This is a genomic window from Chryseobacterium sp. AC417 (genome assembly GCF_979258215.1).
In genome coordinates this window covers 1,699,613-1,713,756 of sequence record NZ_OZ409845.1, presented here as the reverse complement: position 1 = coordinate 1,713,756, position 14,144 = coordinate 1,699,613, and the positions used below count along the sequence as shown (strand labels likewise).

The window sequence follows — 14,144 nt, the reverse complement described above, 5'->3', positions numbered from 1 at the left end:
ATTGGCTACACAAAATAAAAACGCTCCTTTTTGTGTATTCAAAAAATAGCGTTCTAGCGATCTGATATTTTTATTAAACTCAGACTGCTCCTTCATGCTCTCTTTCTTTTAGAATTTCTTTCACTGCAGGATGCACATCATACCAACCTTCACCATTGTAACCCAATATGCAAAGATTGTGTCTAAGATCTAAGTCTATTTCGGAATTCTCAAGCTGCTTCAAACTACTTTTGTTGAGTTTATCTAATACCTGATAATATTCTTCTGATTTTATAACCGAGCCATCAGGTTTCTGCTTCTCTGCGATGGTTTCTTTATAAGATCTTTTAAGCTTAATAAAAGCTTTGTTATAGTGGACTTCGTTTATTTTATGAAGATTCTCATCTAAGGCAAAATCTGCGGCATCAATAATCATCCTAAATAAATCTCTTATACAACCTCCGCTTGATTTAATGAATTTTTGTAAAACTTCTTCTTCAAAACAATGAATAATTCCTCTCTTTGCAATTAATTCTTGCAATGCATTAATTCCATTATGATTTTCAGAGCCATCTTTATTGGTAATTTTCACCATTGGAAGTTCATAACAATTATTATCAAACGTAGCATTGATAATATTCGATAGCTGACTGCATTTCAAAGCTATCGGATAAGTGAAGATCATATTCGTTCTTAAACTCATAAATACAGAACTATGAATATGAAATAACTTTGTAGCAATATCTATATTTAATTTATCTGTATCTTCTATTATAATTAATAGACCTTTATCTTTACTGTCTAGTTCTAATGAAATATCACGGATTAAATCATTGCAATGTCTTAGTAAATCTGTAAGTTGATGTTCTACAATTTCGTTAATGGTCTTTTTTGCAGAGTAGTTAAATTTTGTAATATTTTTAAGTGTTGCAAAAAATTTGCTGAAAAAAGGAATAGAGAAACCAACCTCACCTTCTGCTCCTGCCTCAAACTCATTAGAAAATTCTTTTATCTTTACTATCTCTTCAGAATTAGTCCAACTTTTAATGTTGGCTAAGAGCGCCTTATTTATATTCAAATTATTTTCTTCAGCACAATCAAAAAGCCTTTGCATTATGAGAATAATTAAATCTGTATAATTAAAATTAACAGGATCTAACTCATTATGAATAGAAATATTGAGTACAAAAAAATCATCTTGCAACTCCTGTTGCATCTTGTTGAGTTCTGTACTTTTTCCACTGCCTCTAAATCCAGCTAAAAGACAATGCATCTCACCTAACTTATCATCTAAAAGTCTTCTTTTAATTTTCCGGATAGGATTATCTCCTCTTGAAGAAAATAAATCATAATAATACTGATCTAACTCTTCAACAGGTAAAGCGTACAAAGAAAGTATTTTATATATAGATTCAAGGTTCGGCATTTTTGTTTCTTATTTTATCTACAAATATAAACTTATTTCCCTAAAAATTCTTTTACAACAATTGCAAAATCTACAGGATTATCTGCCTGAACCCAATGTGCAGCATTTTTCACGGCGATAATCTGAGCTTTTGGAAATTGTTGTTTAATAGCAAAACTGTCTTGTGGTAAAATATAATTTGATTTTTCACCAGATATAAACAAAGTTTCGCCTTCAAAAACACCAAATTTTATAGCGTTTGAAACAAACTGATTGTATTTTTCTGAAAGTGTTTTCAAATTAAATCTCCAGTTGAGTTTTTTTGTTTCTCCGATTTCTTCCCAATATAAATTTTTAGCTAAAAACTGAATGGTAGATTTTTCGGGAATATACTGACTGAGAACCGCTTCTACTTCATTTCTGGATTTTACTGCTTCAAAATCAACCGTTTCAAGAGCTTTAATGATTCCTTGATGATGTGGTGGATAAGCTTTCGGAGAAATATCGACCACGATCAGTTTTTCAACCTTTTCAGGGTAACTTAATGCAAACTGCATGACCGCTTTTCCTCCTAAGGAATGTCCTAAAACATGGGCTTTTTCGATGTCATAATGATCCATATAATTGGCAATATCGTTTGCCAGATCGTCGTGAGACATCTCTTCAGAATGAAAACTTCTTCCGTGATTTCTTAAATCAATTAAATGAACAGGCAAAAACTCGCCCAATTCTTTTCCGAAACTCCCCCAGTTATCAAGCATTCCGAATAAACCGTGAAATACTAAAAGCGGTGTTGACGAATGATTTTCGCCGAATATTTTTGAATGTAAAATTTCCATTTTCTTAGATATTAGATTTCAGACATCAGATGTTAGATAATAATTATGGCTTTTTTTTCAGTCTAATATCTGAAATCTAACATCCGATGTCTATGAATTTACCATTTTGCCAATCTCTTCAAATAAGCCTGAACCGTGTTTTCCATTCCCATGTATAAAGCTTCAGAAACTAAAGCGTGACCAATGGAAACTTCCAGCAAATTCGGAATATTATCCGCAAAATATTTTAAATTTTCTAAACTTAAATCGTGACCTGCATTGATGCCCAAACCGAATTCATTCGCCACAATTGCTGTATCGTTATATGGCTGTATTGCCTGTTCTTTATTTTTAATATAATCTCTTGCATAAGCTTCTGTATACAATTCAATTCTGTCGGCTCCTGTCTGGGCTGCATATTCTACCAACTCAGGATTTGGATCAAGAAAAACAGAGGTTCTGATTCCTGCATTTTTAAATTCTTTAATAATTTCCTTTAAAAAATCAAGGTTTTTTTTGGTATCCCAACCTGCATTGGAAGTAATGGCATCATCAGCATCGGGGACCAAAGTCACCTGTTCTGGCTTCACTTGCAAAACCATATCGATAAAATCTCTGTGCGGATTTCCTTCGATATTAAACTCTGTTGTTACCAAAGGTTTAAGATCATAAACGTCTTTTCTTGTGATGTGTCTTTCATCAGGTCTTGGATGAATGGTAATACCGTGAGCACCAAATTCCTGAATTTTAACTGCAGCTTCTGTCACACTTGGGGTTTCACCGCCTCTTGCGTTTCTTATGGTTGCAATTTTATTGATATTTACGCTTAGCTTTGTCATTGTTATAGTGTTAGAGAGGAGATTTCCAGATTTATTTATTAACAAGTTGATAGTAATCTCTTAACTGATTTTTAAAAATTTATTTCGGTAAGCCGATCTGCATAATCTGGAGATCAAATTCTTTAGAAGCTACAAGAAGATGATCAAAAATATCTGCCTGAATCTGCTCAAATTTTTCCCATTTAGAATCGTTTGCAAAACAATATATTTCCATAGGAAGGCCCTGAGTGGTGATTTCTAACTGACGAACCATGATCGGGCTTTCTTTATCAATTTCAGGATCATTTTCCAGATACTTTTGAGCATAATATCTGAACACACCAATATTTGTGAGTTGTCTTCCGTTGATAATTTTATTTTTATGCTCTATCTGTTCTTTTTCTTTTACAATTTCATTTATTTTTTCATCCAGATACCCTGAAATTAGATTAATTTCTTTTAAACGTTCAATTTCTTCATCATGAAGGAATTTAAAAGAATTGATATTAAAAAAAATAGATTTTTTTATTCTTCGGGTATTGGATTCTGACATCACCTGAAGATTTTTTATCTCGGTGGTCAGTAAATCATACGTTGGAATGGATGATATGGTTTTATCAAAATTGGAAATTTTGGTAGTCAGTAAACTGATATCTAAAATATTTCCTTCAATATTATATTTCGGAATACCAATCCAGTCGCCAACCTTAAGGCTTTTAGAAGTTGCTACGTGTATGCCGGTAACAAATCCCAAAATAGTATCTCTGAAGACCAAAACCAGAACTGCGGTGATTGCACCTAAACTTCCAACGATGGTGGTGCCTTTAATTCCGAAGATCACACAAATACCTACAATCGAAAACATAAAAATACCCATAATTTTCACAGTCTCCGATATCGCATTGATTGCCATCACTTTATAATAATCCTGCTTGATGGTAAAGTAATTTCTGAAAGCCGTCAATGATCTGTAGAGCATCCCTGCAAGAATGAGAACCAATCCCAGATTTACCAATCTGTGTAATAAAACATTGGTTTTTACTAATGCTCCCACAAAGATAGATTCGTGAAGCGATGCAACAATAATTAACGAAATAAAATGTGCTACAGAATTGGTAATTCTGGATTGATAAATAGATTTTATAATTGGATATTTCTGCTCATTTCTAAAAAGACTAAAAACATTTCTGATAACATATTTCAGAATAAAATCAATAACTAAAAATATTGCCAACAGCAAAGCCAGTTTCACGATGATATGGAAAACCCAGTCAAGCCCCGTAGGAGAAACTTTCGTAATATAAATATAAAGCTGTTCACTCGTTTCCTGAAAAAAACTTTTAGTGTCTTTTATTTCGTCTTTCATTAGTGCGAATTTATGAAATTCATTAAGATCAATACCCCATAAACATTGATAAAAACCCTTGTCAACTCTCAAAATTATATAAAATAATTCAAAAAATTAGATTAAAAACAAATAATTTCACAAACATTTAGTAACTTAGCCTATAATAACATAAAAACTAATTCTTATGCAAAAACTCAATCTTTTATTCATCTTTATTTTATTGATGTTTTCCGTATCGTGTAGCTCAGATCCGGACACGACCACAGAGGTAGTTACAGAAAATGTTTTAAAAACAGGAAAAGTTTCCGGCAGAGTGATGTCTCAGAATGGTTCAAAACCAATTGGGGGCGCATCAGTCTTTACATTTGATGAGAAGTACAAAATTTATCACACCAACTCAGATTCGGATGGTAATTTTATTTTGGAAGCACCGGAAGGAAATCACACCATTTATATCCAGACCGGAAATGGAAGCAACTTCCGGACTGAAGTTACAGCCAATATCAAAAATAATGAAACTGTAAATCTTGAACTGACACAAACGAAACTGACACAGGTTGCCAAAATAGCCTATGTAAAAGGGAATTACGATAAAATCGAAACCATTATCCAGAATCTTGGATATACAGCAACCGAGATTACCCATGCAGACCTCGCCAATATCAACACTTTAGCGCAGTATGATATTCTTTTTCTTAACTGCGGTTCCAGAAAATACAGTCAGTTTTCTTCTATTTATCCTCTCATAGAAACCAATTTGGCAGTTTTCGTAGCCAATGGAGGCAGCGTATATGCATCAGATTGGGATGTTTCTTATCTGGTAGGCGGAAATGACAACACCAATAACTGCTCTCTTCCCGGCGGATTTGTACCAGACACAAAATTATGCTCAAAAAATATAGGATCTGCAGGGCAGATTGCCGGAACCGTAAACAATGCTGCCTTGGTAAGCGCTTTAGGATTCAACAGTTTAAATATAGATTATGATCTGGGAGCCTGGCAAAAAATCATCAGTTATGATGCTGCCTACTGGGAAGTTTTGGTGAAAGATGCAGCAACTAATGATCCGTTAATGCTGAGAACCAACCAATTTACCAGCACCAGCGTTCCAACAACACCTATTGGTAATGCACCCAATTTACAATACACAACCATTTGTGTAACCCTTCCGAGCAACATTCAAATTACCATTAGTGTTCCTCAAATTGCGGTGCCTTATCTTATTGCACTGGGAGCAACATTAGGACCTTGCTCAGGAGCTTCAGGAAGCGGGTATATTTATTATACAACTTTCCATAATCACGCTACAGGAAATATCGGAAATGCAGGAGTCATTCTGCAATACGTAATTTTAAACTTGTAATATTCGGCTTAAAAATTGATGATGTGAAAGTGACTTCTTGTAAGTCACTTTCTTTTTTAAATTTAAAATTAACTATGGATCATTCGCTTATCTCAATTTTATGTATTATTCTTCTCATTCTCGGGATTCTCGGTACTTTTTTACCGGTATTACCTGGTTTAGTTTTAAGTTTAGCCGGTTTATTGATTTATAAATACGGAACAGATGCAGACCTTTCCATGATCTATATTTGGGCTTTCGTGATCCTGTCATTAGCATCGGTAATTTTAAGTTATGTAATTCCTGCAAAGACCAACCGAAAGTATGGCGGAACACGTTGGGGAAGTATAGGCTCTGTTATTGGAACGATTGTCGGAATTTTCACACCTATTCCGCTTGGGTTTTTGGTAGGAATGTTTGCCGGAGTTTTTATAGGTGAACTATTGCACGACAGCAAAGACATGAACAAGGCGCTTCGCTCTACCAAAGGTGCATTCATAGGATTTATTTACGGAACAGGCTTTAGTTTGGTGGTAGGAATTGCAATGCTGATGGTTGTCGTTTTAGATATGATTAATTTTATTTAAAGATATGTTGTACAAAATTATCATTTCAGGTTTTGCTGTTTTACTTTTAGCCAATTGTAACGCTCAGAAAGATTCAAAAAACACCGAAAAAGTGACTGTTAAAAATTCTGATATTAAAAATATTGAAGGTAAGGTCATCTACTTCACAGAAGGAGAAAATAAATTCCTGAAAGAATATGAAATGAACGTTACTTTCAAAAACATTTCAGAAGACAGCCGCTGTCCGGAAGGAGTTACCTGCGTTTGGCAAGGAGCTGCCGTTGCAAATATTGAGTTTTTGGGAACTTATACAAGACCCATGACTATGCCATTAGCAACGACTGAAAATGCAGGACGCAATTACCACAAATCAACTGTTTTTAATGGATATACGATTTCTCTGGTTGAAGTAAATCCTGCTCCGAGTGCAGGGGAAGGAGCAAAATCACTGGCCGGAAAATACAGAATAGGAATCGTAATTTCAAAAGATGGAGAAAATTCTACCAATCGATAGGTTTTTTACCTTTCGAAGTTAAATATTCATTAATTTTTGAAAAAGGCTTGCTTCCGAAAAAACCTTTATAAACAGAAAAAGGTGAAGGATGTGCAGACTTTAAAATAAAATGCTTAGCCGGATCAATGAGTTCGGCTTTTTTCTGTGCAAATGCCCCCCACAAAACGAAAACCACATTTTCTTTCTTCTCTGAAATTTCTTTAATAATATAATTGGTAAAGGTTTCCCAGCCCAAATCTTTGTGCGAATTTGGAGAATGCGCACGAACGGTTAATGTCGCATTTAATAATAAAACACCCTGTTTTCCCCAATCATCCAATTCTTTTGATGTTCTTTCAATTCCTAAATCACTTTTTAGTTCAATAAAAATATTTTTCAGTGAAGGCGGTGCAGTTACCTGTTCGGAAACCGAAAAACACAGACCATTTGCCTGGAAATCATTATGATAAGGATCTTGCCCAATAATTACAACTTCGACATTATTAAAAGGAGTAATTTCCAATGCTCTGAAAATCTGATTTTTTGGCGGGAAAACTTTTGTGGTTGCGTACTCCTGTTTTACTTTTTCCCAAAGATTGGTAAAGTAGGGTGTGCTTTTTATTGGGGCTAGAATATCGGTCCAGGTCATAGTGTCTAATATTTATTGATTGCTTTTATTTCGTCAACATAATCATATCCGAGAATGCCTTCAGCTAAAGTAAGTTCAATAAGCTGGTTGTCTGAAATACTTTCATAAAATTCTTCATCAATCCTTAATCTCTCATTCTTATCAAATTTAGTTCTGATAAATATTATATAAGATTTACCACCTTTTGAACCATTACTAATATACTTTTTATTTATTTCAACTCTATCTTTTTTGTCGGCAGAAATTGGAAATCTATAATTAATGAAAATACTTAATGAAGGTATTAAAAGTAGAAAAAAAATGCTAAGACTCAGAATATTATTTCTTTTTGTTTTGTCATTATTAAAATTATAATAAAATGATAATATATATACTGTAGAGCTGCTAAAAATAAGACTTGCAAAAGCAGATTTACAAAATAACTCATACCCACCAATCGTATTTTCAAAATACCCGTCAAATATCAAAATCATAAAAAGAGGTATTAAAAATATCCATTCAAAATTTTTAGTTTTTCTTTTATCTAATTTCTTAGAACTTAATTTCAGAATTAAATTTGATAAGGTATATGATAGTAAGACGAAAATTGGCAAAGAAATAAACATGTACCCAAAATCCTTCACTGAAAAAAGGAGAATGAGAATACTTATTAAAATTGCTACAATATTTTTCGCCATTTAAGTTTATATAAAATTTTATCAATTCTTTTTCTTCAAACTAAAAACCAAATTCTCCGGAAAACCCTCATCAGTTCTACCCTCTTCCAAAACAAAATTATGTTTTAAAAGAAGTCCTTTAGAATTTTCGTTAAACTTATTAGTCATAGCCACAATCGTCTGCAAATTTAATTCATTAAAACCATAATGTACAACTGCAGTCAAAGCTTCAGACATGATTCTTTTTCTGTGAAAATCGGGTAGCAATTCATAACCGACTTCTGCTTCTTTCCGATTTTCAGAGAATTTCCAGAGACAAATGGTCCCGATGAGATTAGGTTGCTCTTTTCGTGAAATCCCCCAATAAAAAGTTTCGTTATTTTGAGTTCTTTTTTTAATGGTTAAAATAAAATCAAGCGCATCATAATTTGTTTTTGGCGGAATCCTTTTTACAAATTGGTTAACCACTTCATTGCTTCGAATCTTTAAAATATCGTCAACATAGCTTTCGTCAATGGGCTTTAAAATTAATCTTTCAGTTTGCAGTTTCATTATTCAAATGTAGTCAATAGAAATTTACCGGTTCAGAATTAAAATACATTTTCAAATTTCTAAATTAACTCATTTTCAAATTAATTATCTTTGCACTGTGTATATAAATAAAGCAGATTTAAACGAATTAGAATTTCCGGCATTGCTTGCGGAAATTGCACCTTTTGCCTACTCTCCCAAAACGAGAGAAAAAATCCTTGAGCTTCGTCCGATGAAAATTGATGAAGCAGAACTTTCGCTGAAAAAAACTTCAGAATATCTGTCGAGTTTTGAAAGTTCAAATGCGATTCCGTTTGATGAATATGAAGATATTGAAAGTGAGCTGAAATTGATGCTGATTGAGAATTACCGTCTTGAAAATGCAGCTTTTATCAAAATAAAAACCCTTACCGAACAAATAGGAAAACTTCAGAAGTTTTTCCCGACCATGCCCGATACGTTTCCGAATTTGATGAAGGAAGCTTCTGTTTTGGAATTTAAAAAAGAAATTATTGATAAAGTTGACAAAGTTTTCAATCGTTTCGGTGAAGTAAAAAGTGAAGCATCCCCAATTCTGAAATCATTGCGAGCGGATATGCAGGTGGCGAAAAAAGCCATTCAGGAAAATTTTAACCGAGTACTCTTTAATTACAGCCAGAGCGATTTTCTGGATGACATCCGCGAAAGCATCATTGAAGACCAAAGAGTTTTAGCAGTAAAATCTGCATATAAAAAAAGAGTTCCGGGAAGAGTTTTAGGGCTTTCAAAAACCGGTTCTATTACTTTTATTCAGCCTGACAGTGTTGTTAAACATTATTTTAAGCTTCGTGAAGATCAGGAAGAAGAAAAGAAAGAGATTGATAAAATCCTGCGACAGCTTACGGCAGAACTGGCCATTTTTCAACCCCAACTCTGGAGGTATCAGGTTTATATTTTTGATCTGGATTTAACGAGAGCTAAAGCTAAATTTGGTGAACTGGTGAATGGTGTTTTGCCTAAAATCAACCGTCACAAAACTTTAAAGCTAAGAGATGCCTTCCATCCGTTATTATGGTTGAGAAATAAGGCCGAAAACAAGACCATTTTCCCACAGACATTAAGCTTAACGGAACACAACAGAATCATCTGCATTTCCGGGCCCAATGCAGGTGGAAAATCCATTACTTTGAAAACGGTCGGATTGCTTCAGCTGATGATCCAAAGCGGAATTTTAGTTCCTGTGCATCCCAAATCTGAAATGTTTTTCTTTGAAAAAATAATGACAGACATTGGGGATAATCAGTCGATAGAAAATCATCTTTCAACTTACTCATCCAGATTAAAGAAAATGGGCGGAATCATTCGCGAATCTAATCCTGATACCCTTTTATTAATTGACGAATTTGGAACCGGTTCTGACCCGGAACTGGGTGGTGCTTTGGCAGAAAGTTTTCTTGAGTTTTTCTATGATAAGAAGAGTTTTGCTATTATCACGACTCACTATACCAACATTAAAATCGTAATCGAAGAACTTCCGAATGCACAAAATGCAGCAATGCTTTTCGATGAGAAAACCCTGGAACCGATGTATAAACTGGAAATTGGACAAGCCGGTAGCTCATTCACTTTTGAGGTGGCCGAAAAAAATAAAATTCCGAGATTTATCATTCATTCTGCAAAGAAAAAAGTAGAACACGACATCGTCAATTTAGATAAAACCATTGTAAAACTTCAGCAGGAAAAATTTGAAGTAGAAAAACTAAAAACTGATCTTGCCGAAAGAAAAGGTTCTGTAGAAGACAAACGTGATCATCTTCAGAAATTAAACGAACAGCTACAGCAGAAGCTTTTCAACTTCCAGAAACTGTATGAAGATGAACACCGAAAGTTGCAATTCGGAAATAAAATTGAATCATTTATCGAGAGTTATATTAAAGGAAAATCGAGAAAAGATGTGGTGAAAGATTTTGTAAAAATTCTTGAACAGGAAAAATTCAGAAAAATCGGAGCTGATAAGGACGAAACAAAACGTTTGCAGATAGTAAAAAGAAAAATTACCCAACAGCTTAAAAAGGTAGACATTATCGATAAAATAAGCGAAACCAACGATAAAATTGAGGAAAAACGCAAAACCGACCGTGCAGTCTGGATGAAAATCGGACAACGTGTTCGTATAACCGGAAGTACGAGTGTAGGAACCATAGAAACAATTTCTAAAAATAAAGTTACTGTGAATTACGGAAGTTTTAAAACCGTTATCAGCGCTGAAGAATTAGAGAGAATTTAAAAATTGATGATTAAAAACAAAAGAGAGTGTGTTGTGCGACACTCTCTTTTTTGATTTATTTATTGATAATCTCAGTCAATTTTCATTCGTTTTGTTCTAAGTTTAAGGATCAGTTATTTTATGATAAATTAAATTTCTTTGATTTTAATTTTGTATTGTCAAAAAAAACCATATATTTGCACCCACAAAAAACAAGGTAAAACTTGTATTTAGATGACCTTTAATCGGGGCGTAGCGTAGTCCGGTCATCGCGCCTGGTTTGGGACCAGGAGGTCGCAGGTTCGAATCCTGCCGCCCCGACTGTTTTAGTAATTTTTTCAAAATTACAAATGGGTGCGTAGCTCAGCTGGATAGAGCATCTGCCTTCTAAGCAGACGGTCTCAGGTTCGAATCCTGACGCGCTCACTAAAAAAGAGAAATCAAATGTTTGGTTTCTCTTTTTATTTATATGTACTTCTCTTACACACTTACTCAAATTTATTTATACCGTTTAAAATCCTGTGGTCCACAATTGGTTATTTAAAGTAAATCTACTTATTATAAAATCGTCTTGATGCTCTTTGAATCCTTGCTTATTTTTGAGATCATCTACAATTTCGTTAGCATTACTTTCATTTAAAAACACTCCAATTATTCTTTCATCATCTAAAAAGGTATGAATTGTGTAGGTGTGACTTATTTGAAAAACACATTGTAAATTCAATTCTTTTATTGATCTGCTCTCTCCTGTAATAACATCTAATTCGCTTAAATAATCTCTTCCAATTTCTCCTATAACATTACTAAATCCATCTTGCCAATGAATTTTATCCACGTGATATTTCCTAATAATCAATCCTTTAGGGGAGATTCTAAATCCAGGAAGGCTCAAAGCATTTTCTTTTGCTTCTTTCAGCTTTACAATATCATCAAAATATCCTAAAAACTTACTGTTACGGTGAGTTTTATCTGTATAAACATGCTCAAGTGCATAGACAAAGTAATTCATAATTTTAATTTAATAAAAACGAAAACCACCGTAAATATACAGTGGTTTTAGAATTTATTAAGAAATATTATTTCAACTTACACAATCTTTAACCCAACATCTTTTTGAGATATACATTAATTTTAAGATTTTTCTTGTTAGCTTCTCATTTCGCACATATTTACCGACGCCAACTCTATATACGACGCCATTTGAATAGGTGAAAATCATATCAGTCTTTTTTCCACTTAAAAATATTTCTAAATATCCATAATTATGACTTATCATGATGTCTTCTCCATCTGAGAAATTATTGATTGTTTCACAAATAAATATTCGATCTTTACTTTTTACTTCCAAATAATCAATTCCTCCATTTTCTGCATACCATCTATTTTCTATTTGAATACTTGAATTTTCGCAATTTAATATAGTTTTTTCACATCCAGTCAGAGAAATAAGAAGTAATATAAAAAATAAAGAAACAACCCTAGCCTTCATGTTTAAATTACTTCAGTTTATAAGAACTTCCATTCCAAAGATAGGTTTTAGAAAGATGTTTGATTTTCTCTTTCTCATTTTCATCTTTTTCCATCTCTTCCATTTTAAAGATAATAGCATTTGCAATTCCGCCTTTGTCGTTTGGGAAAATAAATTCTTCACTGTGATGATAGACATCCGCATCTCCAACGTTCATCAACTGCGGAAGAGCAATCAGTTTTTTATCTTTAAGCAAGACATATTGGTCGTAACCAGCAATTCCGCAGGCTTCACCGGAAACAGAAGCTTTTAAAGTAAAATCTACATTCTTAAGTTGATGACTGCTTTCAATAATGAAAGATCCATAACTGAGACTTTCTCCTGAGCCAGTTTCAAAGAATACCTCATCTGTTAATTTATTTCCTGTAAGCATTTTTATACTTGCTACATTTTGTTTGTAGGTCTGTTTAAATTTTTTATCTTTCTTATCAACAGTTTTTGAAATTCCGAAAAGAAAATCGTATCCATTTTTATTTCTGAAACCTATACAAAGATTTCCACCCCAAACGTAGCCTTCAGTAGTTTTATTATCTTTTTGATAGGATATTTTATACCAGTTTGCGGCTCTTTCTCCCAACTGTAAAACCGTTTCATCTTTTTTAAGAATAAGAATTTGTTGATTGGCTTGTAATGAATCTAAAATCTGAGAATTTACATTCGGTAATTGCCTCACTCTCGTAGACTCAGTGAAAATTTTCTGCGTTTTATTTTCTTCAAAACTGAAAACTCCGTTGGGATAAATTTCTTCCTGTGCAGAAAAAAACTGCATCAGAAACACCGAAAGAAAAACAAAAATAGATTTCATAGCAGCTTTACATTTATTTTTTTTCCAAAAGTAAACTCACCCATTCTTCACGCTGCAATTTCTTTTTCAGTTCTAAATTATTTTCTTCACAAACTTCCATAATATCATCCACATCAAAGAAACACAATCCTGAGAGTAATAATTTTCCGCCATCATTTAAAACAGAAACGTACGTTGGGATGTCTGAAATCAGAATATTTCTATTGATGTTGGCTAAAATAACATCATAATTTTCTTTTCCTAAATTATCCGCAGTTCCCTGTTCGATATCCAATTCAACACTGTTTCTCACTGCGTTTTCTTTTGAATTTTCTACAGACCATTCATCGATATCAATTGCTTTGGTTTCTCCGGCGCCATTTTGCTTTGCGAAAATTGCCAAAACCGAAGTTCCGCAACCCATATCCAACACTTTTTTTCCGTTAAAATCAATATCCATCATTTGCTGGATCATCAAATGCGTTGTCGGGTGATGACCTGTACCAAAAGACATTTTTGGCTGAATGATAATCTCATGCATTCCTTCTACAGATTCATGAAATTCTGCTCTTATTAAAACTTTATCATCAATGTTAATCGGTTCGAAATTCTTTTCCCATTCTTCATTCCAGTTGATGTTGGGCATTTCGGTGAAAGCATATTCAATTTTCACTTCTTCATTTTGAAAGAGCGGCAAATTTTTCAAATCTTCTTCCTTAAAAAGATCTTTCTGGATATATCCTAAAATACCGTGAATTTCTTCTGTAAAACTGTCGAAACCTATTTCAATAAGCTCTGCCATTAAGATATCGCTCCAGGGTTGAAGAGGTTGTACTTTAAAATCGAATTCCAAATAATTTTGCATGTGAGTAATTTGGTGCAAAAATAGTCAAATTAAAAATTAGAGTTTAAAAAATCGAAGGATTTGACGATTAAGAATAATGGAATTTATTGCGACTGTTAAGTTTTAGCTAAAGCCCAT

Annotated in this window: 15 protein-coding genes and 2 tRNA genes; 6 read left to right on the top strand and 11 right to left on the bottom strand. The window is 33.4% G+C overall.

Translation table 11 applies throughout. The annotated features are described in order from the left end of the window. Positions 1-79 precede the first annotated feature (79 nt). The 4 genes from ACZZ9T_RS08305 to ACZZ9T_RS08290 form a co-directional block, all read right to left on the bottom strand. Entirely contained in the window at positions 80-1,405 is a 1,326-nt protein-coding gene (locus ACZZ9T_RS08305) for a P-loop NTPase fold protein (RefSeq protein WP_463441681.1), read from the bottom strand. A gap of 32 nt (positions 1,406-1,437) precedes the next feature. Next, entirely contained in the window at positions 1,438-2,223 is a 786-nt protein-coding gene (locus ACZZ9T_RS08300) for an alpha/beta fold hydrolase (RefSeq protein ID WP_463441680.1), read from the bottom strand. A 98-nt stretch (positions 2,224-2,321) separates the two neighbouring features. Beyond that, a complete protein-coding gene (locus ACZZ9T_RS08295; protein WP_463441679.1) occupies positions 2,322-3,041 on the bottom strand; it encodes a pyridoxine 5'-phosphate synthase in 720 nt (239 codons plus the stop codon). A 79-nt stretch (positions 3,042-3,120) separates the two neighbouring features. Further along, positions 3,121-4,386 carry a mechanosensitive ion channel family protein gene (locus tag ACZZ9T_RS08290; RefSeq protein WP_463441678.1) on the bottom strand — a complete coding sequence of 422 codons (1,266 nt, stop codon included), beginning with the start codon at positions 4,384-4,386 and terminating at the stop codon, positions 3,121-3,123. Between the two features lie 166 nt (positions 4,387-4,552). On the opposite strand from ACZZ9T_RS08290, the gene ACZZ9T_RS08285 reads away from it, so the two are divergent. The 3 genes from ACZZ9T_RS08285 to ACZZ9T_RS08275 all read left to right on the top strand — a co-directional run bounded on the left by ACZZ9T_RS08285 (position 4,553) and on the right by ACZZ9T_RS08275 (position 6,790). Then, positions 4,553-5,731, top strand: coding sequence for a carboxypeptidase regulatory-like domain-containing protein (locus ACZZ9T_RS08285; RefSeq protein WP_463441677.1), 1,179 nt, complete (start codon positions 4,553-4,555; stop codon positions 5,729-5,731). A gap of 74 nt (positions 5,732-5,805) precedes the next feature. Beyond that, positions 5,806-6,297 carry a DUF456 domain-containing protein gene (locus tag ACZZ9T_RS08280; RefSeq protein WP_463441676.1) on the top strand — a complete coding sequence of 164 codons (492 nt, stop codon included), beginning with the start codon at positions 5,806-5,808 and terminating at the stop codon, positions 6,295-6,297. A 4-nt stretch (positions 6,298-6,301) separates the two neighbouring features. After that, entirely contained in the window at positions 6,302-6,790 is a 489-nt protein-coding gene (locus tag ACZZ9T_RS08275; RefSeq protein WP_463441675.1) for a hypothetical protein, read from the top strand. On the opposite strand, the gene ACZZ9T_RS08270 is transcribed toward ACZZ9T_RS08275, so the two are convergent. Genes ACZZ9T_RS08270 through ACZZ9T_RS08260 form a run of 3 tightly spaced genes read right to left on the bottom strand, consistent with a single transcriptional unit; the run spans position 6,777 to position 8,626 of the window. Further along, positions 6,777-7,418 (bottom strand): uracil-DNA glycosylase, encoded by a 642-nt coding sequence (locus ACZZ9T_RS08270; RefSeq protein ID WP_463441674.1) that lies wholly within the window; start codon positions 7,416-7,418, stop codon positions 6,777-6,779. The two genes, ACZZ9T_RS08275 and ACZZ9T_RS08270, sit on opposite strands and share 14 nt — an antisense overlap. A 5-nt stretch (positions 7,419-7,423) precedes the next feature. Continuing rightward, complete coding sequence (locus ACZZ9T_RS08265) at positions 7,424-8,095, bottom strand: hypothetical protein (RefSeq protein WP_463441673.1); 672 nt, start codon at positions 8,093-8,095, stop codon at positions 7,424-7,426. Positions 8,096-8,116: 21 nt separating this feature from the next. After that, positions 8,117-8,626 carry a GNAT family N-acetyltransferase gene (locus ACZZ9T_RS08260; protein WP_463441672.1) on the bottom strand — a complete coding sequence of 170 codons (510 nt, stop codon included), beginning with the start codon at positions 8,624-8,626 and terminating at the stop codon, positions 8,117-8,119. Between the two features lie 97 nt (positions 8,627-8,723). Here ACZZ9T_RS08260 and ACZZ9T_RS08255 point away from each other — a divergent pair, with 97 nt between their 5' ends. The 3 genes from ACZZ9T_RS08255 (at position 8,724) to ACZZ9T_RS08245 (ending at position 11,276) form a co-directional block, all read left to right on the top strand. After that, positions 8,724-10,871: an endonuclease MutS2 gene (locus tag ACZZ9T_RS08255; protein WP_463441671.1), complete on the top strand. Its 2,148-nt coding sequence runs from the start codon at positions 8,724-8,726 to the stop codon at positions 10,869-10,871. A 225-nt stretch (positions 10,872-11,096) separates the two neighbouring features. Further along, a tRNA-Pro gene (locus ACZZ9T_RS08250) sits at positions 11,097-11,171 on the top strand. Between the two features lie 31 nt (positions 11,172-11,202). Beyond that, a tRNA-Arg gene (locus tag ACZZ9T_RS08245) sits at positions 11,203-11,276 on the top strand. 85 nt (positions 11,277-11,361) lie between these two features. On the opposite strand, the gene ACZZ9T_RS08240 is transcribed toward ACZZ9T_RS08245, so the two are convergent. The 4 genes from ACZZ9T_RS08240 to prmA all read right to left on the bottom strand — a co-directional run bounded on the left by ACZZ9T_RS08240 (position 11,362) and on the right by prmA (position 14,027). Then, the gene (locus tag ACZZ9T_RS08240; RefSeq protein ID WP_463441670.1) at positions 11,362-11,859 is read right to left on the bottom strand and encodes a hypothetical protein; all 498 of its coding nucleotides are present in this window, start codon (positions 11,857-11,859) and stop codon (positions 11,362-11,364) included. Between the two features lie 72 nt (positions 11,860-11,931). After that, on the bottom strand, positions 11,932-12,339 hold the full coding sequence (locus ACZZ9T_RS08235; protein ID WP_463441669.1) for a hypothetical protein: 408 nt from the start codon (positions 12,337-12,339) through the stop codon (positions 11,932-11,934). A 7-nt stretch (positions 12,340-12,346) separates the two neighbouring features. Further along, on the bottom strand, positions 12,347-13,183 hold the full coding sequence (locus ACZZ9T_RS08230; protein ID WP_463441668.1) for an SH3 domain-containing protein: 837 nt from the start codon (positions 13,181-13,183) through the stop codon (positions 12,347-12,349). A 13-nt stretch (positions 13,184-13,196) separates the two neighbouring features. Beyond that, positions 13,197-14,027, bottom strand: a complete 831-nt coding sequence (gene prmA, locus ACZZ9T_RS08225) for a 50S ribosomal protein L11 methyltransferase (protein ID WP_463441667.1) — start codon at positions 14,025-14,027, stop codon at positions 13,197-13,199. Positions 14,028-14,144 lie beyond the last annotated feature (117 nt).